The sequence below is a fragment of the Micromonospora sp. NPDC005707 genome, assembly GCF_040631005.1.
In the GTDB taxonomy this organism is placed as follows: Bacteria; Actinomycetota; Actinomycetes; order Mycobacteriales; family Micromonosporaceae; genus Micromonospora.
In genome coordinates this window covers 14,250-37,959 of the sequence record NZ_JBEXYR010000004.1, presented here as the reverse complement: position 1 = coordinate 37,959, position 23,710 = coordinate 14,250, and the positions used below count along the sequence as shown (strand labels likewise).

Annotated in this window: 25 protein-coding genes; 1 reads left to right on the top strand and 24 read right to left on the bottom strand. The window is 71.4% G+C overall.

The features are described from left to right. Window positions 1-5: 5 nt before the first annotated feature. The 19 genes from nuoL to ABZ452_RS07870 form a co-directional block, all read right to left on the bottom strand. Window positions 6-1,967: an NADH-quinone oxidoreductase subunit L gene (gene nuoL, locus ABZ452_RS07960; RefSeq protein WP_357940164.1), complete on the bottom strand. Its 1,962-nt coding sequence runs from the start codon at window positions 1,965-1,967 to the stop codon at window positions 6-8. A 7-nt stretch (window positions 1,968-1,974) separates the two neighbouring features. Continuing rightward, on the bottom strand, window positions 1,975-2,274 hold the full coding sequence (nuoK, locus tag ABZ452_RS07955; protein WP_073834091.1) for an NADH-quinone oxidoreductase subunit NuoK: 300 nt from the start codon (window positions 2,272-2,274) through the stop codon (window positions 1,975-1,977). Then, entirely contained in the window at window positions 2,271-3,041 is a 771-nt protein-coding gene (locus ABZ452_RS07950; RefSeq protein WP_357940162.1) for an NADH-quinone oxidoreductase subunit J, read from the bottom strand. Before ABZ452_RS07950 ends, nuoK begins: the two co-directional genes overlap by 4 nt. Then, the gene (nuoI, locus tag ABZ452_RS07945) at window positions 3,038-3,679 is read right to left on the bottom strand and encodes an NADH-quinone oxidoreductase subunit NuoI (protein ID WP_091261226.1); all 642 of its coding nucleotides are present in this window, start codon (window positions 3,677-3,679) and stop codon (window positions 3,038-3,040) included. Before nuoI ends, ABZ452_RS07950 begins: the two co-directional genes overlap by 4 nt. Window position 3,680: 1 nt before the next feature. Beyond that, entirely contained in the window at window positions 3,681-5,033 is a 1,353-nt protein-coding gene (gene nuoH / locus ABZ452_RS07940; RefSeq protein WP_357940160.1) for an NADH-quinone oxidoreductase subunit NuoH, read from the bottom strand. Then, on the bottom strand, window positions 5,030-7,510 hold the full coding sequence (locus ABZ452_RS07935; RefSeq protein WP_357940158.1) for an NADH-quinone oxidoreductase subunit G: 2,481 nt from the start codon (window positions 7,508-7,510) through the stop codon (window positions 5,030-5,032). Before ABZ452_RS07935 ends, nuoH begins: the two co-directional genes overlap by 4 nt. Beyond that, complete coding sequence (gene nuoF, locus ABZ452_RS07930; RefSeq protein ID WP_357940156.1) at window positions 7,510-8,826, bottom strand: NADH-quinone oxidoreductase subunit NuoF; 1,317 nt, start codon at window positions 8,824-8,826, stop codon at window positions 7,510-7,512. The genes ABZ452_RS07935 and nuoF overlap by 1 nt, the downstream gene beginning before the upstream one ends. Beyond that, window positions 8,823-9,920 carry an NADH-quinone oxidoreductase subunit NuoE gene (nuoE, locus tag ABZ452_RS07925; protein WP_357940154.1) on the bottom strand — a complete coding sequence of 366 codons (1,098 nt, stop codon included), beginning with the start codon at window positions 9,918-9,920 and terminating at the stop codon, window positions 8,823-8,825. The genes nuoF and nuoE overlap by 4 nt, the downstream gene beginning before the upstream one ends. Further along, entirely contained in the window at window positions 9,917-11,242 is a 1,326-nt protein-coding gene (locus ABZ452_RS07920; protein ID WP_357940152.1) for an NADH-quinone oxidoreductase subunit D, read from the bottom strand. The genes nuoE and ABZ452_RS07920 overlap by 4 nt, the downstream gene beginning before the upstream one ends. Continuing rightward, window positions 11,239-11,976 carry an NADH-quinone oxidoreductase subunit C gene (locus ABZ452_RS07915; protein ID WP_357940150.1) on the bottom strand — a complete coding sequence of 246 codons (738 nt, stop codon included), beginning with the start codon at window positions 11,974-11,976 and terminating at the stop codon, window positions 11,239-11,241. The genes ABZ452_RS07920 and ABZ452_RS07915 overlap by 4 nt, the downstream gene beginning before the upstream one ends. Further along, window positions 11,973-12,650, bottom strand: coding sequence for an NADH-quinone oxidoreductase subunit B family protein (locus ABZ452_RS07910; RefSeq protein ID WP_357940148.1), 678 nt, complete (start codon window positions 12,648-12,650; stop codon window positions 11,973-11,975). The genes ABZ452_RS07915 and ABZ452_RS07910 overlap by 4 nt, the downstream gene beginning before the upstream one ends. Before the next feature lie 14 nt (window positions 12,651-12,664). Then, complete coding sequence (locus ABZ452_RS07905; RefSeq protein ID WP_089154551.1) at window positions 12,665-13,030, bottom strand: NADH-quinone oxidoreductase subunit A; 366 nt, start codon at window positions 13,028-13,030, stop codon at window positions 12,665-12,667. A 123-nt stretch (window positions 13,031-13,153) separates the two neighbouring features. Then, window positions 13,154-14,428: a geranylgeranyl reductase family protein gene (locus tag ABZ452_RS07900; protein WP_357941028.1), complete on the bottom strand. Its 1,275-nt coding sequence runs from the start codon at window positions 14,426-14,428 to the stop codon at window positions 13,154-13,156. 133 nt (window positions 14,429-14,561) lie between these two features. Beyond that, a complete protein-coding gene (locus ABZ452_RS07895; RefSeq protein WP_151461326.1) occupies window positions 14,562-14,780 on the bottom strand; it encodes a hypothetical protein in 219 nt (72 codons plus the stop codon). Window positions 14,781-14,854: 74 nt separating this feature from the next. After that, window positions 14,855-15,565: a demethylmenaquinone methyltransferase gene (locus tag ABZ452_RS07890; RefSeq protein WP_357940145.1), complete on the bottom strand. Its 711-nt coding sequence runs from the start codon at window positions 15,563-15,565 to the stop codon at window positions 14,855-14,857. 94 nt (window positions 15,566-15,659) lie between these two features. Continuing rightward, on the bottom strand, window positions 15,660-16,904 hold the full coding sequence (locus ABZ452_RS07885; RefSeq protein ID WP_357940143.1) for a cell wall anchor protein: 1,245 nt from the start codon (window positions 16,902-16,904) through the stop codon (window positions 15,660-15,662). Between the two features lie 306 nt (window positions 16,905-17,210). Next, a complete protein-coding gene (gene mqnC / locus ABZ452_RS07880) occupies window positions 17,211-18,401 on the bottom strand; it encodes a cyclic dehypoxanthinyl futalosine synthase (RefSeq protein ID WP_357940141.1) in 1,191 nt (396 codons plus the stop codon). 70 nt (window positions 18,402-18,471) lie between these two features. Beyond that, window positions 18,472-18,882 carry a type II toxin-antitoxin system VapC family toxin gene (locus ABZ452_RS07875; protein ID WP_357940139.1) on the bottom strand — a complete coding sequence of 137 codons (411 nt, stop codon included), beginning with the start codon at window positions 18,880-18,882 and terminating at the stop codon, window positions 18,472-18,474. After that, window positions 18,879-19,157, bottom strand: coding sequence for a type II toxin-antitoxin system prevent-host-death family antitoxin (locus tag ABZ452_RS07870; protein WP_357940137.1), 279 nt, complete (start codon window positions 19,155-19,157; stop codon window positions 18,879-18,881). Before ABZ452_RS07870 ends, ABZ452_RS07875 begins: the two co-directional genes overlap by 4 nt. Window positions 19,158-19,264: 107 nt before the next feature. Between ABZ452_RS07870 and ABZ452_RS07865 the strand changes: the two genes are divergently transcribed. Beyond that, entirely contained in the window at window positions 19,265-19,942 is a 678-nt protein-coding gene (locus ABZ452_RS07865) for a hypothetical protein (RefSeq protein WP_357940135.1), read from the top strand. A 57-nt stretch (window positions 19,943-19,999) separates the two neighbouring features. On the opposite strand, the gene paaE is transcribed toward ABZ452_RS07865, so the two are convergent. Genes paaE through paaA form a run of 5 tightly spaced genes read right to left on the bottom strand, consistent with a single transcriptional unit; the run spans window position 20,000 to window position 23,679 of the window. Beyond that, window positions 20,000-21,139 carry a 1,2-phenylacetyl-CoA epoxidase subunit PaaE gene (paaE, locus tag ABZ452_RS07860; protein ID WP_357940133.1) on the bottom strand — a complete coding sequence of 380 codons (1,140 nt, stop codon included), beginning with the start codon at window positions 21,137-21,139 and terminating at the stop codon, window positions 20,000-20,002. Then, entirely contained in the window at window positions 21,136-21,615 is a 480-nt protein-coding gene (gene paaD / locus ABZ452_RS07855) for a 1,2-phenylacetyl-CoA epoxidase subunit PaaD (RefSeq protein WP_357940130.1), read from the bottom strand. Before paaD ends, paaE begins: the two co-directional genes overlap by 4 nt. Next, complete coding sequence (paaC, locus tag ABZ452_RS07850) at window positions 21,612-22,337, bottom strand: 1,2-phenylacetyl-CoA epoxidase subunit PaaC (protein WP_357940128.1); 726 nt, start codon at window positions 22,335-22,337, stop codon at window positions 21,612-21,614. The genes paaD and paaC overlap by 4 nt, the downstream gene beginning before the upstream one ends. Beyond that, entirely contained in the window at window positions 22,334-22,618 is a 285-nt protein-coding gene (gene paaB / locus ABZ452_RS07845) for a 1,2-phenylacetyl-CoA epoxidase subunit PaaB (protein ID WP_357940126.1), read from the bottom strand. The genes paaC and paaB overlap by 4 nt, the downstream gene beginning before the upstream one ends. After that, on the bottom strand, window positions 22,615-23,679 hold the full coding sequence (gene paaA / locus ABZ452_RS07840; protein ID WP_357940124.1) for a 1,2-phenylacetyl-CoA epoxidase subunit PaaA: 1,065 nt from the start codon (window positions 23,677-23,679) through the stop codon (window positions 22,615-22,617). Before paaA ends, paaB begins: the two co-directional genes overlap by 4 nt. Window positions 23,680-23,710: the final 31 nt, after the last annotated feature.

Genomic DNA, 23,710 nt, shown 5'->3' with positions numbered 1-23,710 from the left:
GTCGATCACGCCAGCCACCCCGCCTGCACCGCCAGGAAGGCCGCCACCACGAGCAGCGCGCCGGTCAGGATCGAGGTCGCGTACGACCGCACGAAACCGGTCTGCAGCCGCCGGAGCCGGCCCGAGCCACCGCCCACCGCGGCGGCGAGGCCGTTGACCAGCCCGTCGATGCCCCGGTTGTCGAGGAAGACCAGCGCCCGGGTGAGGAAGATGCCCGGCTTCTCGAAGACCGCCTCGTTGACGGTGTCCGTGTAGAGGTTCTTGCGGGCGGCGGTGACCAGCACGCCGGCCGGCTGCGGCTCGGTGGCCGTGCCGTTGCGGAACAGGAACCAGGCCAGCCCGGCGCCGAGCACGGTCACCAGCAGGGAGAGCGTGGTGATCAGCCAGTGCGCGAGGACGGCCGCGTGGCCCTCCTCCTGGCCGCCCAGGCCCGCGGTCGCCTCCAGCCAGTCGGGCACCGACGTGGCGAGCAGGAAGCCCGCCCCGACCGAGCCGATCGCCAGCAGGATCAGCGGGATGGTCATCAGCTTCGGCGACTCGTGCGGGTGCTCGATGTCCTCGGTCCACCGCTTCGGGCCGTGGAAGGTGAGCACGAACAGCCGGGTCATGTAGAACGCGGTGAGCCCGGCGCCGAGCAGCGCGGCCAGGCCGAAGAGCCAGGCCGTCCAGCCCTCCCGCTCGAACGCGGCCACGATGATCGGCTCCTTGGAGAAGAAGCCGGAGAACGGGAACATGCCGATGATGGCCAGCCAGCCCATCATGAAGGTCAGCCAGGTGACCTTCATGTACTTCGACAGGTTGCCGAAGCGCCGGATGTCCACCTGGTCGTTCATGCCGTGCATGACGGAGCCGGCGCCGAGGAACATGTTGGCCTTGAAGAAGCCGTGCGCCAGCAGGTGCACGATGGCCAGCGCGTACGCCGCGCCGCCCAGGCCGACGCCGAGGAACATGTAGCCGATCTGGCTCACCGTGGACCAGGCCAGGACCCGCTTGATGTCGTCCTTGGCGGCGCCGATGATGCAGCCCATCAGCAGGGTGACCGCGCCGACGCTGACCACCACGAGCTGGAGGGTGTGGTCGGCCGAGAAGATCGGGTTGGAGCGGGCGATCAGGTAGACGCCCGCGGTGACCATGGTCGCCGCGTGGATGAGCGCGGAGACCGGGGTCGGGCCCTCCATGGCGTCCGGCAGCCACGCCTGGAGCGGGAACTGGCCGGACTTGCCCGTCGCGCCGAGCAGGAGCAGCAGGCCGAGCACCAGCACGGTGGTGCCGCTCAGCGCGCCGACGCCGTTGAAGACCTCGTCGTACTGGGTGGTGCCGAGCATGGCGAACATGACGAAGATGCCGATGGCCAGGCCGGCGTCGCCGACCCGGTTCATGAGGAACGCCTTCTTGCCGGCGGTGGCCGCGCTCGGCCGGCCGTACCAGAAGGAGATCAGCAGGTACGACGCCAGACCGACGCCCTCCCAGCCGAAGTAGAGCATCACGTAGTTGTTGCCGAGCACCAGCAGCAGCATCGCGGCGACGAACAGGTTGAAGTACCCGAAGAACCGTCGCCGGCCCTCGTCGTGCGCCATGTACTCGACCGCGTAGAGGTGGATGAGGAAACCCACCCCGGTGATCAGCAGTACGAAGACCGCGGCCAGCGGGTCGAAGAGCAGACCGAAGTCCACCTTGAGGTCGCCGACCGTGATGAACTGCCAGAGGCTCTGCTCGACCTGCTTGTTCTCCAGGCCACGGAGCTGGAAGAAGTAGGTCAGGCCGAGCACGAACGCGGCGCCGATGGCCGCCACGCCCAGCCAGTGACCCCAGCGGTCCGCCCGCTTGCCGAGCAGCAGCAGGATCGCCGCGCTCACCAGCGGGATGGCCACCAGCAGCCAGACACTGCTTAGAAGCCCATCTGCCGTCGCGAAGGCGACGGTTCCGGCCGGTTCGGCCTGGGCGTACGTCAGAATCTCTTCCACCACGAGCCCCTCAGTACTTCAGCAGGTTGGCGTCGTCGACGCTCGCCGAGCGCCGGGTCCGGAAGATCGACATGATGATGGCGAGCCCGACCACGACCTCGGCCGCGGCCACCACCATCACGAAGAACGCCATGATCTGGCCGTTCAGGTCGCCGTTGATGCGGCTGAACGTGACCAGCGTCAGGTTGGCCGCGTTGAGCATCAGCTCGACGCACATGAACAGCACGATCGCGTTGCGCCGGATCAGGACGCCGACGGCGCCGATGGTGAACAGCACCGCCGCGAGAATCAGGTAGTAGTCCGGGGTCACTTCTCCGTCCCCTTCAACGAGGTCTCCTCGGCGGTGAGCTCCCGCACCGGCATGATCTCCGGGATGCTGCGGTCGGTCAGCCGGCCGTCGGGCAGGCGGGCCGGGGTGGCCACCGAGGACGACGTGGCGAAGACACCCGGGCCGGGCTTCGGGCCGGGGTAGTTGCCGGGGCGGAACCGCGCCTTCATGGTGGCGACCTGGTCCATCCGGTCCTCCTTGCGCCGCTCCACGTGCGCCAGCACCATCGCGCCCACCGCGGCCGTGATGAGCAGCGCGGAGGTCAGCTCGAAGGCGAAGACGTACTTGGTGAAGAGCAGCCGGGCGATGCCCTGCACGTTGCCCTCGGCGTTCGCCCGGTCCAGGCCGACGGCCTGCACGCCCTCCAGCGCCCGGTAGAGCCCGGAGCCGACCAGGCCGGCGAAGCCGAGCCCGAGCACGACCGCGGCGACGCGCTGGCCGCGCAGCGTCTCGATGAGCGAGTCGGAGGCGTCCCGGCCCACCAGCATCAGCACGAACAGGAACAGCATCATGATCGCGCCGGTGTAGACGATGATCTGCACCATGCCGATGAACGGCCCGGCCTGCAGAACGTAGAACACGCCCAGGCAGAGCATGGTCAGCACCAGCCAGAGGGCCGAGTGCACGGCGTTGCGCGCCCAGACCATGCCGATGGCCCCGATCAGGGCCAGCGGGGCGAGGATCCAGAAGGTGACCTGCTCACCCCCGGACACCTGGCCCGCCGCGGCGAGCACCGTCTGCGTGGTCATGCCCCTGCTCCCTTGCCCGCCTCGGCCCGCTGCGCGGCCTGCTCGGCGCCGGGGAAGGTCACACCGGGGTGCTCCTCCACCTGGTACCGGCCCGGGCCCATCGGCGAGTGCTCGGCGCCGGCCGAGGTGCCCGGGTTGGTCAGCCCGCCGACGTAGTAGTCCTTCTCGCTGTCGCCCAGCCGCATCGGGTGCGGCGGCTGCTCCATGCCCGGCAGCAGCGGCGCGAGCAGCTGCTCCTTCGTGAAGATCAGGTCCTGCCGGTTGTCCCGGGCCAGCTCGTACTCGTTGCTCATGGTGAGCGAGCGGGTCGGGCAGGCCTCGATGCAGAGCCCGCAGAAGATGCACCGGGCGTAGTTGATCTGGTAGACGCTGGCGTACCGCTCACCCGGGGAGAAGCGCTGCTCCTCGGTGTTGTCGCCACCCTCAACGTAGATCGCGTCCGCCGGGCAGGCCCACGCGCACAGCTCGCAGCCGATGCACTTCTCCAGCCCGTCCGGGTGCCGGTTGAGGATGTGCCGCCCGTGGTAGCGCGGCGCCGAGACCGGCGGCTTGAACGGGTAGTCGGTGGTGACGACCTTCTTGAACATGTGCGAGAAGGTGACCCCGAAGCCCTTGAACGTTCCGGTGATCGCGCCCACGTCACACCTCCCCTGACTCCGAGCCGGCGACGACGTTGGCCGGCTCCCGCTCGGCGACCACGCGCTTGGTACGCGGGCTCGGCGGAACCTGAAGATCCATCGGCGGCAGCGGGAAGCTGCCGTGTGGACGGCTGTTCACCTGCTCCTGCAGTGGCGGCTTCGGCGCCTTCTTCCGGCTCGGCCAGAAGAGCGTGGCCAGCAGGAGCACGCCCGCGCCGATGCCGGTGGCGACCAGCCGGTCCGTGGTCTGCCAGTCCTCGATCGAGCGGAGGCCGCTCAGCACCAGGATCCAGACCAGGTTGATCGGCAGCAGGACCTTCCAGCCGAAGCGCATGAACTGGTCGTAGCGGAGCCGGGGCAGGGTGCCCCGCAGCCAGACGAAGACGAAGACCAGGGCGATGACCTTGCCGAAGAACCAGAGCATCGGCCACCAACCCGAGTTGGCGCCCGCCCAGAGGGTGATCGGCCAGGGGGCCCGCCAGCCGCCGAGGAACAGCGTGGTGGTGACCGCGGACATGGTCACCATCGAGACGTACTCGGAGAGCATGAAGAGCGCGAACTTGAGCGAGCTGTACTCGGTCATGAAGCCCGCGACCAGCTCCGACTCCGCCTCGGGCAGGTCGAACGGCGCCCGGTTGGTCTCGCCGACCATGGCGATGAAGAAGATGACGAAGCTGGGCAGCAGCAGGATCGCGTACCAGCCCGGGGCCGGGATCTGCTGGCCGGCGATGGTGAGCTGGGTGGCGTCCCCCTGCGCGGCGACGATCCCGCTGGTCGACATCGTGCCGGCGGTCATGAACACCGCCACGATGCTCAGGCCCATGGCGACCTCGTACGAGATCATCTGGGCGCTGGACCGCAGACCGCCGAGCAGCGGATACGTCGAGCCGGAGGCCCAGCCGCCGAGCACGATGCCGTAGATGCCCATCGAGGAGCAGGCCAGGATCACCAGCACCGCCACCGACACGTCGGTGACCTGCAGCGGCGTCCAGTGGCCGAAGATGCTCACCTTCGGGCCGAACGGCACCACCGACAACGCGGTGACCGCGCAGATCACCGAGACGGTCGGCGCGAAGAAGAAGACCACCTTGTCGGCGGCGCGCGGGAGGATGTCCTCCTTGAACGCCATCTTCAGGCCGTCCGCGAGGGTCTGCAGCAGACCGAACGGTCCGACCTGGTTCGGGCCGGGCCGGACGGCCATGCGGCCGACCACCCGACGCTCGAACCAGACGCCGAGCAGGGTGGCCAGCAGGCCGAAGACGAACGCAAAGACGATCTTGATGAGGACCAGCCACCACGGGTCCTTGCCGAAGTCCGCCAGCGTCGGGTCCTGCGCCGCGAGGTAGAGGTTCACTGGACACTCCCGGTGTTGAGGAGCGGACCCGGCCGGCCGGCCGCGTCGGCGGCGACCGCCGCGGCGGAGACCTTCACGACCTCGCCGGACGTCGCGCCGAGGCTGCGCCGGACCGTCGAGCCGGGTGAGTTGGTCGGCAGCCAGACGACGCCGTCCGGCATCTCGGTGATCGCGGTCGGCAGGGTGACCGCGCCGCGGTCGGTGCCGACGGTCACCGGGTCGCCGTCCGCGACGCCGAGCGCTTCGGCGGTGCCCTTGCCCAGCCGGACCACCGGCGGGCGGGCGGTGCCGGCGAGGTGCTCGTCGCCGTCGGTGAGGCTGCCCAGGTCGAGGAGCTGGTGCCAGGTCGCCAGGACGGCCTCGCCGGCGCCGGGCTGCGGCACGGCGGTCGGCTCGACCGACGGGGCGGACGGCCGGTCCACCCGGGTCGACGGCAGCCCGCCCAGCTCCCGGCGGACGCTCTGCACGTCGCCGGTGCCGAGCCGCACGTCCAGCTGCGCGGCGATCGCGTCGAGCACCCGGCCGTCGGTCATCGCGCCGGTGTCCAGCACCCGCTCGAAGGTGCGCAGCCGGCCCTCCCAGTCCAGGAAGCTGCCGGCCTTCTCGACCACCGGGGCGACCGGGAGGACCACGTCGGCCCGGCGGGACACGGCGCTCATCCGCAACTCCAGGCTGACCAGGAACGGCACCGCGTCCAGGGCCTGCTCGGCCAGGCGCGGGTCGGCCAGGTCGGCCGGGTCGACGCCGGCCACCACGAGGGCGCCGACCTGACCGTTGGCCGTGGCCGTGAGGATGCCGTCGGTGTCGCGGCCGGCCTGGCTCGGGATCACCCCGGCCGGGATGTCCCACGCCTCGCCCAGCTCAGCGCGGGCGGCCGGCTCGGTGACCACGCGGCCACCGGGGAGCAGGTTGGGCAGACAGCCCGCGTCGACCGCGCCGCGGTCACCCGCGCGCCGCGGCACCCAGGCCAGCTTGGCCCCGGTGCGCCGGGCCACGTCCGCCGCGGCGGAGAGGCCGCCGGGCACCGCGCCCAGCCGCTCGCCGACGATCAGGACGGCGCCCGGCTGGCTCAGGGCCTCGGCCACCGTGGCGTGCTCGGCCAGCACGCTGGCCTCCTCGCCCGGCACCACCCGGGCCAGCTTGGCCCCGAGCTTCTCCAGGCCGCGGGTCGCGAACGGCGCGAGCGCGTACACGGTGAGCTTCTTCTTCAGGTACGCCTTGCGCAGCCGCAGGAAGAGGATCGGGCACTCCTCCTCCGGCTCCAGGCCGACCAGCACCACGGCGGGCGCGTTCTCCACGTCCGCGTAGGTCACGTCGGTGACCCCGGCGACGCTGCTGGCCAGGAAGTCGGCCTCCTCGCGGGAGACCGGGCGGGCCCGGAAGTCGATGTCGTTGGTGTGCAGCGCGACCCGGGCGAACTTCGCGTACGCGTAGGCGTCCTCCACGGTGAGCCGGCCGCCGGTCAGCACCGCCGTGCCCTGCCCGCCGTCCCGGGCGGCGCGCAGCCCCTCGGCGGCGCGGGTCAGCGCCTCGCTCCAGGACGCCTCACGCAGCTCCCCGGTCTTCCCGTCCCGCACCAGCGGGGTGGTGAGCCGGTCGAACGCGCGGGCGTACTGGAAGCCCCAGCGGCCCTTGTCGCAGTTCCACTCCTCGTTCACGGCCGGGTCGTCGCCGGCCAGCCGGCGCTGCACCTTGCCGCGCCGCCAGTCGGTGCGCTGGGCGCAGCCGGCCGCGCAGTGCTCGCAGGCGCTGGGCGTGGAGACCAGGTCGAACGGGCGGGCCCGGAACCGGTACTGCGCTCCGGTCAGCGCACCCACCGGGCAGATCTGCACGGTGTTGCCGGAGAAGTAGGAGTTGAAGGGGACGTCGCCTTCGTCGCCCTCCTCGCCGTAGGCGTCGTCCCGGTAGATGTTGATCTCCTCGGCGGACGACCGGCCCATCAGGTCGATGAACTTGTCGCCGGCGATCTCCTCGGAGAACCGGGTGCAGCGCTGGCACAGCACGCAGCGCTCGCGGTCGAGCAGCACCTGGGTGCTGATCGGCAGCGGCTTCGGGTACTCCCGCTTGTGCTCGTGGAACCGGGAGTCCGTGCGGCCGGTGGACATGGCCTGGTTCTGCAGCGGGCACTCGCCGCCCTTGTCGCACATCGGGCAGTCCAGGGGGTGGTTGAGGAGCAGCAGCTCCATCACCCCCTCCTGGGCCTTCTTGGCGACCGGCGAGGTGAGCTGGGTCCGGACCACCATGCCGTCGGCCACGGTCTGGGTGCAGGAGGCGACCGGCTTGCGCTGGCCCTCCACTTCCACCAGGCACTGCCGGCAGGCGCCGGCCGGGGCCAGCAGCGGGTGGTCGCAGAACCGCGGGATCTCGGTGCCCAACTGCTCGGCGACCCGGATCAGCAGCGCCCCCTTGGGCGCGGTGACCTGGACGCCGTCGATGGTCAGGGTGACGGTCTCGGTCTGCTTGGCTACGTCGGTCATCAGTGGGCTCCCACCAGCTGCTTCTCGGAGAGCTTCGGCGCGGTACGTCCCTCGATGTAGTCGAGGTAGTCCTGCTTGAAGTACTTCAGCGACGAGGTCACCGAACTGGTCGCACCGTCACCCAGACCGCAGAACGAGCGGCCGAGGATGTTGTCGCAGGTGTCGAGCAGGGTGTCCAGGTCCTCGTGGGTGCCCTGCCCGGCGAGGATCCGCCGGTAGACCCGGACCATCCAGTAGTTGCCCTCGCGGCACGGGGTGCACTTGCCGCACGACTCGTGGTGGTAGAACTCCAGCCACCGGTAGGTCGCGTACACCGGGCAGTCCTGGTCGGAGAAGATCTGCGTGGCCGTGGTGCCCAGGATCGAGCCGGCCGCCGCCACCCCCTCGAAGTCCAGCGGCACGTCCAGGTGCTCGGCGGTGAGCAGCGGCGTCGACGAGCCGCCCGGGGTCCAGAACTTCAGGTTGTGCCCGGGCTGCATGCCGCCGGCCAGCTCGATCAGCTCGCGCAGCGTGATGCCCATCGAGCACTCGAACTGGCCCGGGTTGGCGATCCGGCCGGAGAGTGAGTAGATCATCGGGCCGGACGACTTCTCCGTGCCCATGGTCTTCCACCAGTCGGCGCCGCCCAGCACGATGTACGGCACGCTGGCGATGGTGCCGACGTTGTTCACCACGGTCGGGCTGGCGTACAGGCCGTGGGTCGCCGGGAACGGCGGGCGCAGCCGGGGCTGGCCCCGGAAACCCTCCAGCGAGTCCAGCAGCGCGGTCTCCTCGCCGCAGATGTACGCCCCGGCGCCGGAGTGCACCACCAGGTCGAGGTCGAAGCCGCTGCCCTGGATGTTCCGGCCGAGGTAGCCCTTGGCGTACGCCTCCTGCACGGCGTTGCGCAGCCGGCGGGCGGCGTGCACGGCCTCACCCCGGATGTAGATGTAAGCCCGGTTGGCGCGGATCGCGTACGAGGCGATGATGACGCCCTCGACCAGCGAGTGCGGGTCGTGGGTCATCAGCGGCAGGTCCTTGCAGGTGCCCGGCTCGCCCTCGTCGGCGTTCACCACGAGGTAGTGCGGCTTGCCGTCGCCCTGCGGGATGAATCCCCACTTGAGACCGGTCGGGAAGCCCGCGCCGCCGCGACCGCGCAGCCCGGAGTCCTTGATGAGCTGGATCAGGTCGTCCGGGTGCGCCTTGAGCGCCTTGCGCAGGGCGGCGTAACCGTCCAGCTTCTCGTAGGTGCCGAGCCGCCAGGCGTCCGGCGACAGCCAGCGCTTGGTGAGCACCGGCGTCAGCTTGGCCAGCGTCTCCGGCCGAGGAGCGGTCACTTCTGGACCCCCGTTTCGCTCGCGACCGCCGGGCCCGCGCCGTTGGCGCCCGCCCCGGCCTCCGCTTCCTTGAGGTTGCGCTGCTGCGCCCCGGCCTCGTCGCCGGCGGGCTTGCCGTCACCGGCCGGCGGGTTCGCGGCCGCACCGGCGGACTCCGCCGCCTGCGCGTCGCGCGGCGCCGGCGGCGTACCGTCCGTCGGGACCTTGGTGCCCGGGGCGTCCGGCACGGCGGTGCGCGCGTCGGGCTGCCGGGTCTCGGCCGTACGCACCTGCGGCGACTTGTCGTCCGGCGCCTTCACGTCCGGTGCGGTGCTGCCGGTCGCCGCCGCGGGCTTCGCCGGCTCGGCCGCCGGGGCCGGCTTCGCGGCCTCGGCCCGGGCCTTCGCCTCGGCGGCGGCCTTGTCGGCCTCGGCCTTGCTGCGGATCGGGGTGTTCGGGTCGAAGCCCGGCACCGAGATGCCGTGCTGCTCGGCCAGGCGCAGGCCGCGCAGGGTCGGCTCGCCCGGCCCGCCGTCGCCCACCGCGCCGTCCCGCTCGTCGGCGAAACCGGCGAGCTGGACGGCCATCTCCTTGAGGGTGCAGAGCCGGGCGCCCCGGGTCGGCATGGGCCGGCCGCCGGCCCGCAGCTCCTCCACCACGCCGAGCGCGCCCTGCGGGTCGACGTTGTCGAAGAAGTCGTAGTTGACCGTCATGACCGGGCCGTAGTCGCACGCCGCCAGGCACTCGGCGTGCTCCAGCGTGATCCTGCCGTCGGCGGTGGTCTCGTCGTGCCCGACGCCCAGGTGCTCGGCGAGGGTGTCGTAGACCTCCTGGCCGCCGAGCACGTTGCACATCGTGTTCGTGCAGACGCTGACCAGGTAGTCACCGGTCGGCTTGCGCTTGTACATCGTGTAGAAGGTGGCGACCGCGCCGACCTGGGCCTTGTTCAGGCCGAGCACCTCGGCGCAGAACTCGACCCCGGCCGGGGAGACGTAACCCTCCTCGGACTGGACCAGGTGCAGCAGCGGCAGCAGCGCCGAGCGGGACCGGTCCGCCGGGTAGCGGGCGATGATCTCGCGCGCCCGCTCCCGGGTCTCTTCAGTGAAAGTCGTCATCGGTCACAACCACCCATCACGGGGTCCAGCGAGGCGCCACCGGCGATCACGTCGGCGATCAGGCCGCCCTCGGCCATCGCCGGGAGGGCCTGGAGGTTCACGAAGCTCGGCTCCCGGTAGTGCACCCGGTAGGGCCGGGTGCCGCCGTCGGACACCGCGTGCACGCCCAGCTCACCGCGGGGCGACTCGATGCCGACGTACACCTGGCCCGGCGGGACCCGGAAGCCCTCGGTGACGAGCTTGAAGTGGTGGATCAGCGACTCCATCGACTGACCCATGATCTTGGCGACGTGCTCCAGCGAGTTGCCCATGCCGTCGACGCCGATGGCCAGCTGCGCCGGCCAGGCGATCTTGCGGTCGGCGACCATCACGGGCCCCGGCTTGAGCCGGTCGAGGGCCTGCTCGACGAGCTTCAGCGACTCGCGGATCTCGGCGAGCCGGACCAGGTAGCGGCCCCAGACGTCACCGTCGGTGTGGGTCGGTACGTCGAACTCGTACGTCTCGTAGCCGCAGTACGGCATGGTCTTGCGCAGGTCCCAGGCAAGGCCGGCGGAGCGGAGCACCGGGCCGGTGACGCCGAGCGCGAGGCAGCCGGTCACGTCGAGCACGGCCACGTTCTTGGTGCGCTCGATCCAGATCGGCTGCCCGGAGAGGAGGTCCTCGTACTCCTTGAGCTTCTTCGGCATCAGCTTCAGGAAGTCGCGGATCTTGACGATCGCCTCGTCCGGCACGTCCTGGGCCACGCCGCCCGGCCGCACGTACGCGTGGTTCATGCGCAGGCCGGTGATGGTCTCGAAGATGTCGAGGATGTACTCCCGCTCGCGGAAGCCGTACAACATCATGTTGATCGCACCGAGCTCCATGCCGGTGGTGGCCAGCCAGACCAGGTGCGACGAGATCCGGTTGAGCTCCATCATGAGCACCCGGATGGTGGTGGCCCGCTCGGTGATGTCGTCGGTGATGCCGAGCAGCTTCTCCACCGCGAGCGCGTACGCCGTCTCGTTGAACAGCGGGGAGAGGTAGTCCATCCGCGTCACGAAGGTCGAGCCCTGGACCCAGTTCCGGTATTCGAGGTTCTTCTCGATGCCGGTGTGCAGGTAGCCGATGACCGAGCGGGCCTCGCGGACCGTCTCGCCCTCCAGCTCCAGGATCAGCCGGAGCACGCCGTGCGTGGACGGGTGCTGCGGACCCATGTTGACGACGATCCGCTCGTCGTTGATCGGGTCGGTGCCGGAGACGACCTGGTCCCAGTCCCCACCGGTGACGGTGAAGACCTTGCCCTCGGTGGTCTCGCGCTCGGTCGCGTAGTTCGACGTCGTCACTGGTAGGACCTCCTCCGGTCCGGCGGGGGGATCTCCGCGCCCTTGTACTCCACCGGGACGCCGCCCAGCGGGTAGTCCTTGCGCTGCGGGTGCCCCTCCCAGTCGTCCGGCATGAGGATCCGGGTCAGGGCGGGGTGTCCGTCGAAGACGATGCCGAACATGTCGTACGTCTCCCGCTCCTGCCAGTCGGCGGTCGGGTAGACGGCGGTGACGCTCGGCAGGTGCGGGTCCTCGACGGAGACCGCGGCCTCCAGCCGGACCCGCCGCCGGTAGGTCATCGAGGTGAGCTGGTAGACCACGTGCAGCCGGCGCCCGTCCGTGCCCAGGTAGTCCACACCGGACACCGAGGAGCAGAGTTCGAAGCGGAGCGCCAGGTCGTCGCGCATCACCTGGCAGACCTCGGCGATCCGCTCCGGGCGGACGTGCAGGGTCAGCTCGCCCCGGTCGACCACGACCTTCTCGATCGCGTCGCCGAACTCGGGGTACGCCTCCTCCAGCGCGTCGCGCACCTCGTCGAAGTAGCCCCCGTACGGCCGGGCCGCCTCCTCGATGGGCTTGCGCTGGCGGACCAGGCCGCCGAAGCCGGAGACGTCGCCGGTGCCCTGGTTGCCGAACATGCCGCGCCCGGCCGGGCTGGCCGGCGGGTACTCCGCCGGGGCGGTGCTGCTGGCCCCGACGGGGGTGGTCGGCACCGGGACCCCGCCGTCGTTGTTCTTGTCGTTCGGTGCGGTCACTTCGGGCCCCCCTGCGGCTGGAGGTGGTTCTGCGCCTTCATCCAGTTCTCGATCCGCAGCTGCTCCTCGCGCCCCTCGCGGACCGCCTGGGTCCACTCGGCGCGCCGGGCCTTGTCGTTGCGGTACGACGACGGCATCGAGCCGTAGGGCACGACGGGCATGTCACCGCGCTCCTTGCGGGCCTCCAGCATCTTGCGGCCGTTCGCACCCAGCGGCTCGTACATGATCTTCTCGCGGAGCTTGAGCACCGCGTCGATGAGCATCTCCGGCCGGGGCGGGCAGCCCGGGAGGTACATGTCGACCGGCACGATGTGGTCGACGCCCTGCACGATGGCGTAGTTGTTGAACATGCCGCCGCTGCTGGCGCAGACACCCATCGAGATGACCCAGCGGGGCTCGGCCATCTGGTCGTAGATCTGGCGCAGCACCGGGGCCATCTTCTGGCTCACCCGGCCGGCCACGATCATGAGGTCCGCCTGCCGCGGCGAGGCCCGGAAGACCTCCATGCCCCAGCGGCCCATGTCGTAGTGCGGACCACCGGCGGCCATCATCTCGATGGCACAGCAGGCCAGGCCGAAGGTGGCGCCCCAGACGGACGACTTCCGCGACCAGTTGACCAGCTTCTCCACGGAGGTGAGCAGGACGCCGGCCGGGAGCTTCTCCTCGATGCCCATCTGACGTACCTCCCTCAGTCCCAGTCCAGGCCGCCGCGCCGCCAGACGTAGGCGTAGGCGACGAAGACCGCGACGATGAACATGACCATCTCCACGAAGCCGAAGATCGGCAGGGCGTCGAAGGAGACGGCCCAGGGGTAGAGGAAGATGATCTCGATGTCGAAGACGATGAAGAGCATCGCCGTCAGGTAGAACTTGATCGGGAACCGGCCGCCGCCGACCGGCTGCGGGCTCGGTTCGATGCCGCACTCGTACGCCTCGAGCTTGGCCTTGTTCAGACGCCGGGGACCGGCGAATCGGGCGGCGGCCACGGAGAACAGCGCGAACCCCGCGGCGAGGGCGAACAGCCCGATGATCGGTGCGTAAGGAGAGAGCGTCATCGTTATCTCCTGCTCGTCCTTCCCTGACCTCGGTGGTTAGCGAAAATCACACTATTCACGTCCCTCACGACCTCGACGGCGGGGGTCGATCTTTGTCGGTCCCGGGGGTTCGGGACCGGTGGTCTACACGGCGGGTGCCACCCTCGTCATGGCGTTGATGACCCGGTCCATGGCGTCCCCGCCCCGGGGGTCGGTGAGGTTGGCCAGCAGCTTGAGCACGAAGCGCATGAGCATCGGGTGCGGCATGCCGTGCTTCGTGGCCATCCGCATGACCTCGGGCCGGCCGATGAGCTTCACGAAGATCCCGCCGAGCCGGTAGTAGCCGCCGAAGCGGGCCTTCAGCTCCTGCGGGTACGCCAGCAGCGCCCGCTCCCGCTCCGCGCCGGCCGGACGGGCCAGCGCCTGCACCGCCACCTCGGCGGCCAGTTCGCCGGACTCCATGGCGTACGCGATGCCCTCGCCGTTGAACGGGTTGACCATGCCGCCGGAGTCCCCGACGAGCAGGACCCCGCGGGTGTAGTGCGGGACCCGGTTGAAGCCCATGGGCAGCGCGGCGCCGAGGATCGGCCCCTCCGCGTTGGTCTCGTCGGTCATCCCCCAGTCCTCGGGGGTGTTGGCGAGCCAGTCGGTGAGCAGCCGCCGGTAGTTCGTCTTGCCGAAGGCCGAGGAGGAGTTGAGCACGCCCAGGCCGACGTTCACCCGGCCGTCGCCGAGGCCGAAGATCCAGCCGTAGCCGGGCAGCAGCGCGTCGCTGCCCTTGGCCCGCAGCTCCAGCCAGGACTCCAGGTAGTCGTCGTCGTGCTTCGCCGCCGAGCGGTAGTAGCGGCGCACCGCCACGCCGATCGGCCGGTCCTCCCGCTTGGCCAGCCCGAGGGCGAGGGGGAAGCGGCCGGACACGCCGTCGGCGGCGACCACGAGCGGCGCGTGGAAGGTGGCCGGCTCCTTGTCCGGGCCCACCTCGGCCTGCACCCCGATCACGCGGTCGTCCGCGTCGAGCACCGGGGTCAGCACGTTGACGCTGGTCCGCAGCTTCGCCCCGGCGGCGACGGCCCGCTGCGCGAGCAGGTCGTCGAAGTCGAGCCGGGTCCGGACCAGGCCGTAGTTGGGGAAGCTGGCCAGGTCGGGCCAGTCCAGTTCGAGGCGTACCCCGCCGCCGATCACCCGCAGGCCCTTGTTGCGCAGCCAGCCGGCCTCGGGCGAGGTGTCCACGCCCATCCGGATGAGCTGCCGCACGGCCCGGGGCGTGAGCCCGTCGCCGCAGACCTTCTCCCGGGGAAATTCGGTCTTCTCCAGCAGCAGCACGCGTACGCCGTGCCGCGCCAGGTGGTACGCCGTCGCCGATCCTCCGGGACCGGCGCCCACGACGATGACGTCGGCGTCGTTCTCCACCGCGGCCATCCGCGCCTCCTCCCGCATGCTCGTGAAATGCTTCACAAGCCGATCGGGTTGGAGTCTATGACCGGCGTTACACCTGTATGCGCTGAGGGGGGCCTAACTCGCGGAAACAGGCCGGCGGGAGTCCCTCGGGCGGTCAGGAGCGGGCGGCGGTGGCGGGTCCCAGGCCGGCGTCGAGCCGGATCGCCTCCGGCAGGTGATCGCGCAGCGCGCCGCCGGCCGCGCGGTCGAGTGCGGCCAGCACCTCGGCGACCACCTGGCGGACGTCGGCGGGATCCGCGCCGGCCAGGTCCCGGAGCTGGGCGATCAGTTCCGCCGCGTCGTCGTCGGTCGTCGCTCGGTCTGGTCCCGTCATGGGGGCGAGCTTACGGGACAAAGTAGACCTAAAACGGATATTCACGAAAAGGGCGATTTGATACCGCCCGGGCGTCACTCCCGCGTCGCGCGGTGCAGCGCCACCACGCCGCCGGTCAGGTTGCGCCAGGCCACCCGGCCCCAGCCGGCCCCGCCGATCCGGGCGGCCAGCGCCGCCTGGTCCGGCCAGGCCCGGATGGACTCGGCGAGGTAGACGTAGGCGTCGGGGTTGCTCGACACCGTGCGCGCCACCGCCGGCAACGACCGCATCAGGTACGACAGGTAGACGGTGCGGAACGCCGGGTTGACCGGGGTGCTGAACTCGCAGACCACCAGCCGGCCGCCCGGCCGGGTGACCCGGGCCAGCTCACGCAGCGCCGCGTCGGTGTCGTTGACGTTGCGCAGCGCGAAGGAGATGGTGACCGCGTCGAAGCTGGCGTCGGCGAAGGGCAGCCGCAGGGCGTCCCCGGCCAGCAGCGGCACCCCCGGCCGGGTGCGCTTGCCGGCGTGCAGCATGCCGAGCGACAGGTCCGCGCCCACCGCGTACGCCCCGGAATGGGCCAGTTCCTCGGTCGAGACGCCGGTGCCGGCGCCCACGTCCAGCACCCGCTCGCCGGGGCGCAGCCCCAACGCCGCCCGGGTGGCCCGCCGCCAGAACCGGTCCTGCCCGAAGGAGAGCACGGTGTTGGTCAGGTCGTAGCGGGCGGCCACGCCGTCGAACATGGCGGCGACCTCGTGCGGCTGCTTGTCCAGGCTGGCGCGCTGGCCCTGGGGGGTACGGCTCACGCCTCCACTCTGCCAGCCGACCCGCGCCCGACTCCTCCCGGGTACGCGAAAGGGCGGGGTGGTCGCCCACCCCGCCCATCGCTGTCCAGGTCGGTCAGTCCTCGGTCCGCTCGTCGGTCGGGGTGACCAGGACCACCTTCCGGCGGCGGGAGAGCATCAGCAGCGCCCCGCCGGCCAGCAGGATGGCCGCGCCGACGCCACCGATCAGCCCGACCTGCACACCGGTCACCGGCAGGCCGCCACCGGCGCCGCCACCCGCGGTCGGCGCGGGACTCGCCGTCGCGCCGCCGCTCGGGGTCGGCTCCGCGGTCGGGGTCGGCTCGGCGGTCGGGGTCGGGGTCGGCGTGGGCTCCGTGCTCAGGTCGACGAAGACGTCGAACTGGGCCGTGTTGTCGCCGTCGTCGGTCTCGGTGAAGCTGCGGCGCTGCGTCGAGCTGGCCACCCGGGGCTCCTCCTCCGGCTCACCTGAGGCGGCGTCGAGGCCGGAGGCGTACACGAAGCCGGGGCGGAGCACCGGCTCGGTGACGTCCGCGCCGACCTTCACCCGGACGCCGGCGGTGTAGTACTCGCCCGGCGCCAGCACCGCGCCACCGTCCTCACAGTACGCCGTGGCCAGGCCACCCAGTTCCTGCTCCTCGCAGCCCTCGGGCAGCTCGGCGAAGGTGACGCCGGCCGGCAGCGCGATCCCGTACGCGACGCCCGTGGCGCGGCGGCTGCCGTCGTTGTAGACGGCCCAGTCCAGCGGGGCCGTCTCGCCGGGCCGGACCGGCTTCAGGCCGGACTCCCCGGCCTCGTCGCCGTCGACCTGCACGTCCGCGTACACGTCCTGCACCCACGTGGTCAGGTCGTAGCCGGGCTCGGTGACGGTGATGTCGTGCTTGACGGTGTTGTTCTTCAGATCGGGGTCGGCGGTGGCCGCGCTGATGGTGACCACCAGCCTGCCGCCGGCGCCCTTGCCGCCGGTGGAGAAGAGCGGGATGCCGAAGTCCTCGGTGGTGCCGGCGGCCAGGTCGCCGAGCAGGCAGGAGAACCGGGTGCCGGCGACCTCGCAGCCGGCGGGTACCACCACGCCGACCTTCTTGGGCTTGAGACCCTTGGTCTCCACAGTGACCCGGACGTCCTTGGCGTCGACGGCGCCGGTGGTGTTGTCCACCTGGAACTTGACCGGCTTGGCCTTTGCCTGCTCGACGCCCTTGGCCAGCTGGTAGCTGAGCGGGATGAGCTGGAGGTCGGCCTGGTCGGCGGCGTGCGCGGGGCCGGCGACGACACCGAGACCGCCGGCGGCCAGAAGGGTGACGACGCCGGCACGGGCCAGCGTCGATCGGTGCAGGAAAGTCATGGATCCCCCGGGGTGAAGGGACGTGCCGATGGTTGCGGAACGAACGGACGCTACCGGAGCGACGTCGCGACGCGCCAGAACCCGTGCACGATTTCCTCGGTCCTCTGGGGAGACACAGACAGCAGGGGCGGGATGGTGACCCATCCCGCCCCTGCTGCCGTGCGTTATGTGAACGACCCTCGCGGGCCGATGGAGGACGACCGTCAGCCGCAGCGTAGCCGCCGGCAGCGCCGCGCGGACCAAGGTCGCGCTGGTCGCCGCCGTCCTGTTACCTGGGAGGCCGCCGGCCCGGCCGTTCGGTGGAGGTCAGTTGACGTCGACCAGCGGGAGGGACTTCCCGACCCCGCCGCCCGGCAGGGCGATGGAGGAGAAGTGCGAGACCACCCGGTCGTCGCTCGGATCGTCCGCCGGGGTCCGGTGCACCGCGAGGCGGTTGTAGAGCGTGTCCCGCTGGGCGGGGATGCGGTCCGCGGTGCGGATCATCGAGATCAGCTCGTGCAGGTTCGAGCGGTGCCGGGCGCCGGCCGAGGAGATGACGTTCTCCTCCAGCATGATCGAGCCGAGGTCGTCCACCCCCATGTGCAGGGCGAGCTGGCCGACGTCCTTGCCGGTGGTCAGCCACGACGCCTGCAGGTGCGGCACCGTCTCGAAGAAGAGCCGGGCCACCGCGACCAGCCGCAGGTACTCCAGCGTGGTCGCCTGGGTGCGGCCCTTCAGGTGGTTGTTCTCCGGCTGGTACGTCCACGGGATGAACGCGCGGAAGCCGCCGGTGCGGTCCTGCACGTCGCGGATCATCCGGAGGTGCTCGATCCGCTCGGCGTGCGTCTCGCCGGTGCCCATCATCATGGTCGCGGTCGATTCAAGGCCCTGCCGGTGCGCCAACTCCATGACCTCCAGCCAGCGCGCGCCCGACTCCTTGAGCGGCGCGATGGCCTTGCGCGGCCGGTCCGGCAGCATCTCGGCGCCGGCGCCCGCGATCGAGTCCAGCCCGGCGGCCTTGATCCGGGCGATCGCCTCGTCCAGGCTCACCCCGGAGACCTTGGCCATGTGCAGGATCTCGCTCGGGCCGATCGAGTGGATGGCGAGCTGCGGGTACGCCTGCTTGACCGAGGAGAACAGCTCCTCGTAGTACTCCACGCCGTAGTCCGGGTGGTGGCCGCCCTGGAGCATCACCTGGGTGGCGCCCAGCTCGACCGCCTCGCCGCAGCGGCGCAGGATCTCCTCGGTCGGGTGGGTCCAGCCCTCCTTGTGCTTGGGGGCCCGGTAGAAGGCGCAGAACTTGCACGCCGTCACGCAGACGTTCGTGTAGTTGATGTTGCGGTCGATCAGGTAGGTGACGATGTTGTCCGGGTAGCGCCGCCGGCGCACCGCGTCGGCCGCCTCGCCCAGCGGGTGCAAGGGCGCCTCGGTGTAGAGCAGCAGGGCCTCCTCGGGCGTGATCCGCCCGCCGTCCGCGCCGCGCTGCAGGATGTCGTCGATCTCCCGGCTCACCGTCACGTCCCCGAGGGTACGCCGCTGGAGCACCGGCCCTGCCAGGGGTGCTCGGCGGTGTGACCCTCCGCCCGGCTCAGTTCATCCCCGGGCTGGCCACCGCGAGGCCGACCGCCTTCGCGGCCTCCAACAGTCGCCGGTCGTAGGTGACGAACGCGACGAAGTCGGCCCCGGCCTGGCGGGCCAGGGTCTCCGCGGTGGCGAGGTGGATGGCGTCCAGGCTGCGCAGCTGGGGTTCGGCATACGCACCGGCCGCCGCCCGGACCGCCGCGTCGATCTCGACCCGGTAGAGCCGCCCCAGCACCGACGGAACACCGGCCAGCGCCTGCGGCGCGGCACGGCGCAACGCTCGCGGCACCTCGACCTCGACCAGGGCCGACGAGACGAGCGGCGCTCCGGCGTGGTCGTTGAGCCAGGCGATCAGCTCCGGCGTCTCGTCCTCGCGCCGGAGCATCTTGATGACCGCCGCCGAGTCGAGATAGATCACCAGCGCTCCTCGTCCCGCGCGTCCGCCAGGACCGCGGCGACGTCCACCGCGGGATCCCCGAGCACCGGTGGCATCGGAACCGGCCCGACCGTGGTCGGCGCCGTCGCCCGCCCCTCGGCAACCAGGCGGCCGACCAGCGCGTCGCCGGCCAGCACCGGGACGAGACGCGCGATCGGCTTCCCGCGATCGGTCACCTCGACCGTCTCGCCCGCACGCACCCGGGCCAGCACCCGGCTCGTGTGCTGGTTCAGTTCCCGGACCGCGATCTGCTCCACGCTCCGAGTGTAGAACGATTTGTTCTACGGGTCGCACCGGCGGGACAACGAATGTGCTGATCTTGGCTTATCGTGCGGTGCTCTCAGACTTCGATCAAGGAAGAGTCGTGACCGCACCTCTCGCCAATCCACCGCAGGTCCCGCCCGCGCCCCAGCCCGGGGCCTGGCCCGGCACCGCCCTCACCTGCCGCTGCTGCGGCTCGGTTCCCGCCATCAAGGGGACGCTCCACGGGCACCAGGGCTTCCTCCTCTTCATGCGCACTCTCACCCAACGCGGCCCGTTCTGCCGGTCGTGCGGCATCGCCGTCTGCCGCGACATGAGCGCGAAGACGCTCTGGCAGGGCTGGTGGGGGCCGCTTTCCATGATCATCACGCCGCTGGTCCTGATCGGGAACCTCGTCACCCGGGTTCGGCTGGGCCGCCTCGGCGAGCCGGCGCCGGGCGCTCCGGGCACGCCCGCGACGCCGGGCAAGCCGGTGTTCCGGCGGGCGGCGGTGTTCGGTCTCGGCATACCCGTGGCCATCGCCCTCGCCGTCGGCTGGTCGATCTCCACCGACCCGTCCTACGCCGACGTCGGTGCCTGCGTCAGCGCCACCGGCCTGAGCACCGACCCGTTCGTCAACGTCGTCGACTGCGGCGACCAGTCGGCCGCCTACGTCGTTGTCGGAAAGGTCGAGGACACCACCGACGACGCCCAGTGCGAGCGGTTCTCCGGCGCCGTCGCGGCCTACACGCAGGAGGACGGATCGCGGAAACTCCTGCTCTGCCTCGGCGCCAATCGCTGACGGCCCGCGCCGCGTGCCGGTCCCCGCTTCGGGCGGAAGCCGGCGCCCGGCGCGCCGTCAGGCGTCGTAGTCGACCGTGAGCTTGTCGGTGACCGGGCTGGACTGGCAGGTGAGGACGTAGCCGGCGGCCACCTCGTCCGGCTCCAGCGCGTAGTTGCGGGCCATGGTCACCTCACCGGAGACCACCTTGGCCTTGCAGGTCGAGCAGACCCCGCCCTTGCAGGCGTACGGCAGCTCGCCGCGGACCTTGAGCGCGGCGTCCAGCACCCGCTCGTCGTGGCCCATGGTGAAGCTCGACGAGCGTCCGTCCAGCACGATCGTCACCTCGGCGCCGGTGCCGGGCTCGTCGCTCGGGCGGCGGACCGGCTCCGGCGGGGCGTCGACGTGGAACAGCTCGGCGTGCACCGCCGAATCGGCCACGCCCCGGTCGGCGAACACCGCCTTGGCGTCCACCACCATCCCGTACGGGCCGCAGAGGAACCACTCCTCGATCACCTCGCCGGGGACGACGGTGTCGAGCAGCCGGGTCAGCCGGTCGGCGTCGATCCGCCCGGAGAGCAGCGCGGACTCGCCCATCTCCCGGGAGAGCACGTGCACGAGGTGCAGCCGGGTCGGCCACCGGTCCTTCAGGTCGGCCAGCTCCTCGGCGAACATCACCGTGTTCGCCGTGCGGTTGCCGTACACGAGGGTGAAGGTGCTGGCCGGCTCGACGGACAGCGCGGTCGCGACCAGCGAGAGCACCGGGGTGATGCCGGAGCCGGCGACCACCGCGCCGTAGTGGCGGACCCGGTCCGGGGCGAACGCGGAGGTGAAGTGCCCGAGCGGGGGCAGCACCTCGACGGTGTCGCCGCCGCGCAGGGCGCCGCAGGCGTACGCCGAGAAGGCGCCGCCGGGCACCTCCCGCACCCCGATCCGCAGCCGGCCGTGCCGGGCCAGCTCGTCCGGGGTCGAGCAGATCGAGTACGACCGCCGCACCTCATCGGCCCCGCCTTCACCGGCGGGGCCGGTGGGCCCGCCTCCGGCGGCAAGCCGGACCGTCAGGTGCTGCCCGGCGGAGAACGCGAACGTCTCCCGCAGCTCCTCGGGCACGGCGAAGGTGATCGCCACGGCGTCGTCGGTGAGCCGGTCGACGGCGGCGACGGGCAGCGGGTGGAAGACCGGCCGGCGGCGGACCGGTCGGGTGATCGTGACAGTCACAGCGCCTTCAGGTGGTCGAAGGGTTCGGAGCAGGAACGGCAGCGCCACAGGGACTTGCACGCGGTGGAGCCGAACCGGCTGACCTGCTCGGTCTCCGGTGAGCCGCAGCGCGGGCAGCGGACGGCCAGGGTCAGCGGGACGACCCCGCCGGCCCGACCGGCCGGCGCGGGTGGGGCGATGCCGGCGGCGGCCAGCTTGGCCCGGCCGCGCTCGGAGATCCAGTCGGTGCTCCACGCCGGGGCGTACACCGTGCGGACCTCGGCGTCCGGGTGCCCGGCGGCGGAGAGCGCACGGCGGATGTCCGACCGGATGACGTCCATGGCCGGGCAGCCGGTGTAGGTGGGGGTGATGGTGACGACCACCCGGCCGGTGGCCGCGTCCTCGTCGACCGACCGCAGGATGCCCAGCTCGTCGATGGTGACGACCCGGATCTCGGGGTCCACCACCGCCGCCACGGCCGCCCTGGGGTCACTCACCAGCGGGCTCCGGGGTGGGCGCGGTGCAGCACCTGCATCTCGGCCAGCAGGTAGGAGAGGTGTTCGGTGTGGACGCCGGCCCGGCCGCCACCCGGCGCCCAGCCGTCGGCGGGTCGGGTCAGCGTCGCCTCGTCGAACACCGCGGACACGACGGTGTCGAAGTCGGCCCGCAGGGTGGCCGGGTCGACCGGCGCCGCCGGGTCCGCGGTGAACAGCTCGTGGGTGTACGGCCACACCTGGTCGACCGCGTCCTGCATGCGCCGGTGCGACTCCTCGGTGCCGTCGCCGAGCCGCTTCACCCAGAGCGAGGCGTGGTCCAGGTGGTACGCCGACTCCTTGCGGGCCTTCGCCCCGATCGCGGCCAGCCGCTCGTCGGCGCACCCGCTCAGCGCCGTGTAGAGCGGGAGCTGGTAGGCGGCCAGGAAGAACAGCTTCGCCATGGTCACGGCGAAGTCGCCGTTGGGCAGCTCGACCAGGAGGCAGTTGCGGAACTCCCGGTCGCCGCGCAGGTAGGCCAGCGCGTCCTCGTCCCGGCCGGCGCCCTCCAGCTCGCCCGCGTAGGTCAGCAGGAGGCGGGCCGCGCCGAGCTGGTCGAGGGCGATGTTGGCCAGCGCGATGTCCTCCTCCATCTCGGGCGCACGGGAGGTCCACTCGCCGAGCCGCTGCGCCGCGATCAGCGCGTCGTCGCCCAGGGCGAGGGTGAAGTCGAACAACTCGCTCACAGGTGGGCCACCCCGTCCGGCACCTCGTAGAAGGTGGGGTGGCGGTAGACCTTGTCGGCCGCCGGGTCGAAGAAGGCGTCCTTCTCGTCGGGGCTGGACGCGGTGATCGCGCTCGCCGGCACCACCCAGATCGAGACGCCCTCCTGGCGCCGGGTGTAGAGGTCGCGGGCGTTGCGCAGGGCCAGCTCGGCGTCGGGGGCGTGCAGGCTGCCGACGTGGGTGTGCGACAGCCCGCGCCGTGCCCGCACGAAGACCTCCCACAGCGGGGTCTGCTCGGTCATGCCGCCACCTTCTCCTTGTTCCGCTGCTTCGCCGCGTACGCCGCGGCGGCCTCCCGCACCCACGCGCCGTCGGCGTGGGCCCGGCGCCGGTGCTCCATCCGCTCCCGGTTGCACGGCCCGTTGCCCTTGATCACCTGCATCAGCTCGTCGTAGTCGGGCTGGGTGTAGTCGTAGGACTGCCGCTGCTCGTTCCAGCGCAGGTCCGGGTCGGGGATGGTGAGACCGAGGATCTCCGCCTGCTGCACACACATGTCGACGAAGCGCTGGCGCAGCTCGTCGTTGGAGAAGCGTTTGATCTTCCAGGCCATCGACTGGGCGCTGTGGGTCGAGTCTCCGTCCGGCGGGCCGAACATGGCCAGTGAGGGGTACCACCAGCGGTCCACCGCGTCCTGGGCCATGGCCTTCTGCCCCGGGGTGCCGTGGGCCAGGGTGTGCAGGATCTCGTAGCCCTGGCGCTGGTGGAACGACTCCTCCTTGCAGACCCGGATCATGGCGCGGGCGTAGGGGCCGTAGGAACAGCGGCACAGCGGCACCTGGTTGACGATCGCCGCGCCGTCCACCAGCCAGCCGATCGCGCCCACGTCGGCCCAGGTCAGGGTCGGGTAGTTGAAGATCGAGCTGTACTTCTGCCGGCCGTCGATCAGCAGCTCGACCAGCTCGTCGCGGCTGACGCCGAGCGTCTCCGCGGCGGCGTAGAGGTAGAGGCCGTGGCCGGCCTCGTCCTGCACCTTGGCCAGCAGGATCGCCTTGCGCTTGAGCGAGGGGGCCCGGCTGATCCAGTTCCCCTCCGGCTGCATGCCGATGATCTCGGAGTGCGCGTGCTGGGCGATCTGCCGGATGAGCGTCTTCCGGTACGCCTCGGGCATCCAGTCCCGCGGCTCGATCTTCTGGTCGGCGTCGATCACGTCCGCGAAGTACGCCGCGAAGTCCTCGTCCGGGGCCGGTCCGCCGCGCCGGGCGCGTGCCGCCGCCTCCCGCAGCGCGGCCTCCGCCGCCTCCACCTCGCCGAGCAGGCCGCCGCCCGGGCCGTCCTCGGGCGGGGCGAAGTCGTTGCCATACATGAGGCCAGTGTTACAGCTCGCGCCCGATGAC

Bases quoted from the DNA above. Each gene is read 5' to 3' on its own strand.
- ABZ452_RS07910 (WP_357940148.1), bottom strand. From the start codon at position 12,650: ATGGGCATCGAGGAGAAGCTCCCGGCCGGCGTCCTGCTCACCTCCGTG.
- paaB (WP_357940126.1), bottom strand. From the start codon at position 22,618: ATGACCGAGCAGACCCCGCTGTGGGAGGTCTTCGTGCGGGCACGGCGC.
- paaA (WP_357940124.1), bottom strand. From the start codon at position 23,679: ATGTATGGCAACGACTTCGCCCCGCCCGAGGACGGCCCGGGCGGCGGC.
- ABZ452_RS07935 (WP_357940158.1), bottom strand. From the start codon at position 7,510: ATGACCGACGTAGCCAAGCAGACCGAGACCGTCACCCTGACCATCGAC.
- ABZ452_RS07950 (WP_357940162.1), bottom strand. From the start codon at position 3,041: ATGACCACGCAGACGGTGCTCGCCGCGGCGGGCCAGGTGTCCGGGGGT.
- nuoE (WP_357940154.1), bottom strand. From the start codon at position 9,920: ATGACGACTTTCACTGAAGAGACCCGGGAGCGGGCGCGCGAGATCATC.
- ABZ452_RS07885 (WP_357940143.1), bottom strand. From the start codon at position 16,904: ATGACTTTCCTGCACCGATCGACGCTGGCCCGTGCCGGCGTCGTCACC.
- ABZ452_RS07900 (WP_357941028.1), bottom strand. From the start codon at position 14,428: ATGGCCGCGGTGGAGAACGACGCCGACGTCATCGTCGTGGGCGCCGGT.
- ABZ452_RS07895 (WP_151461326.1), bottom strand. From the start codon at position 14,780: ATGACGGGACCAGACCGAGCGACGACCGACGACGACGCGGCGGAACTG.
- ABZ452_RS07905 (WP_089154551.1), bottom strand. From the start codon at position 13,030: ATGACGCTCTCTCCTTACGCACCGATCATCGGGCTGTTCGCCCTCGCC.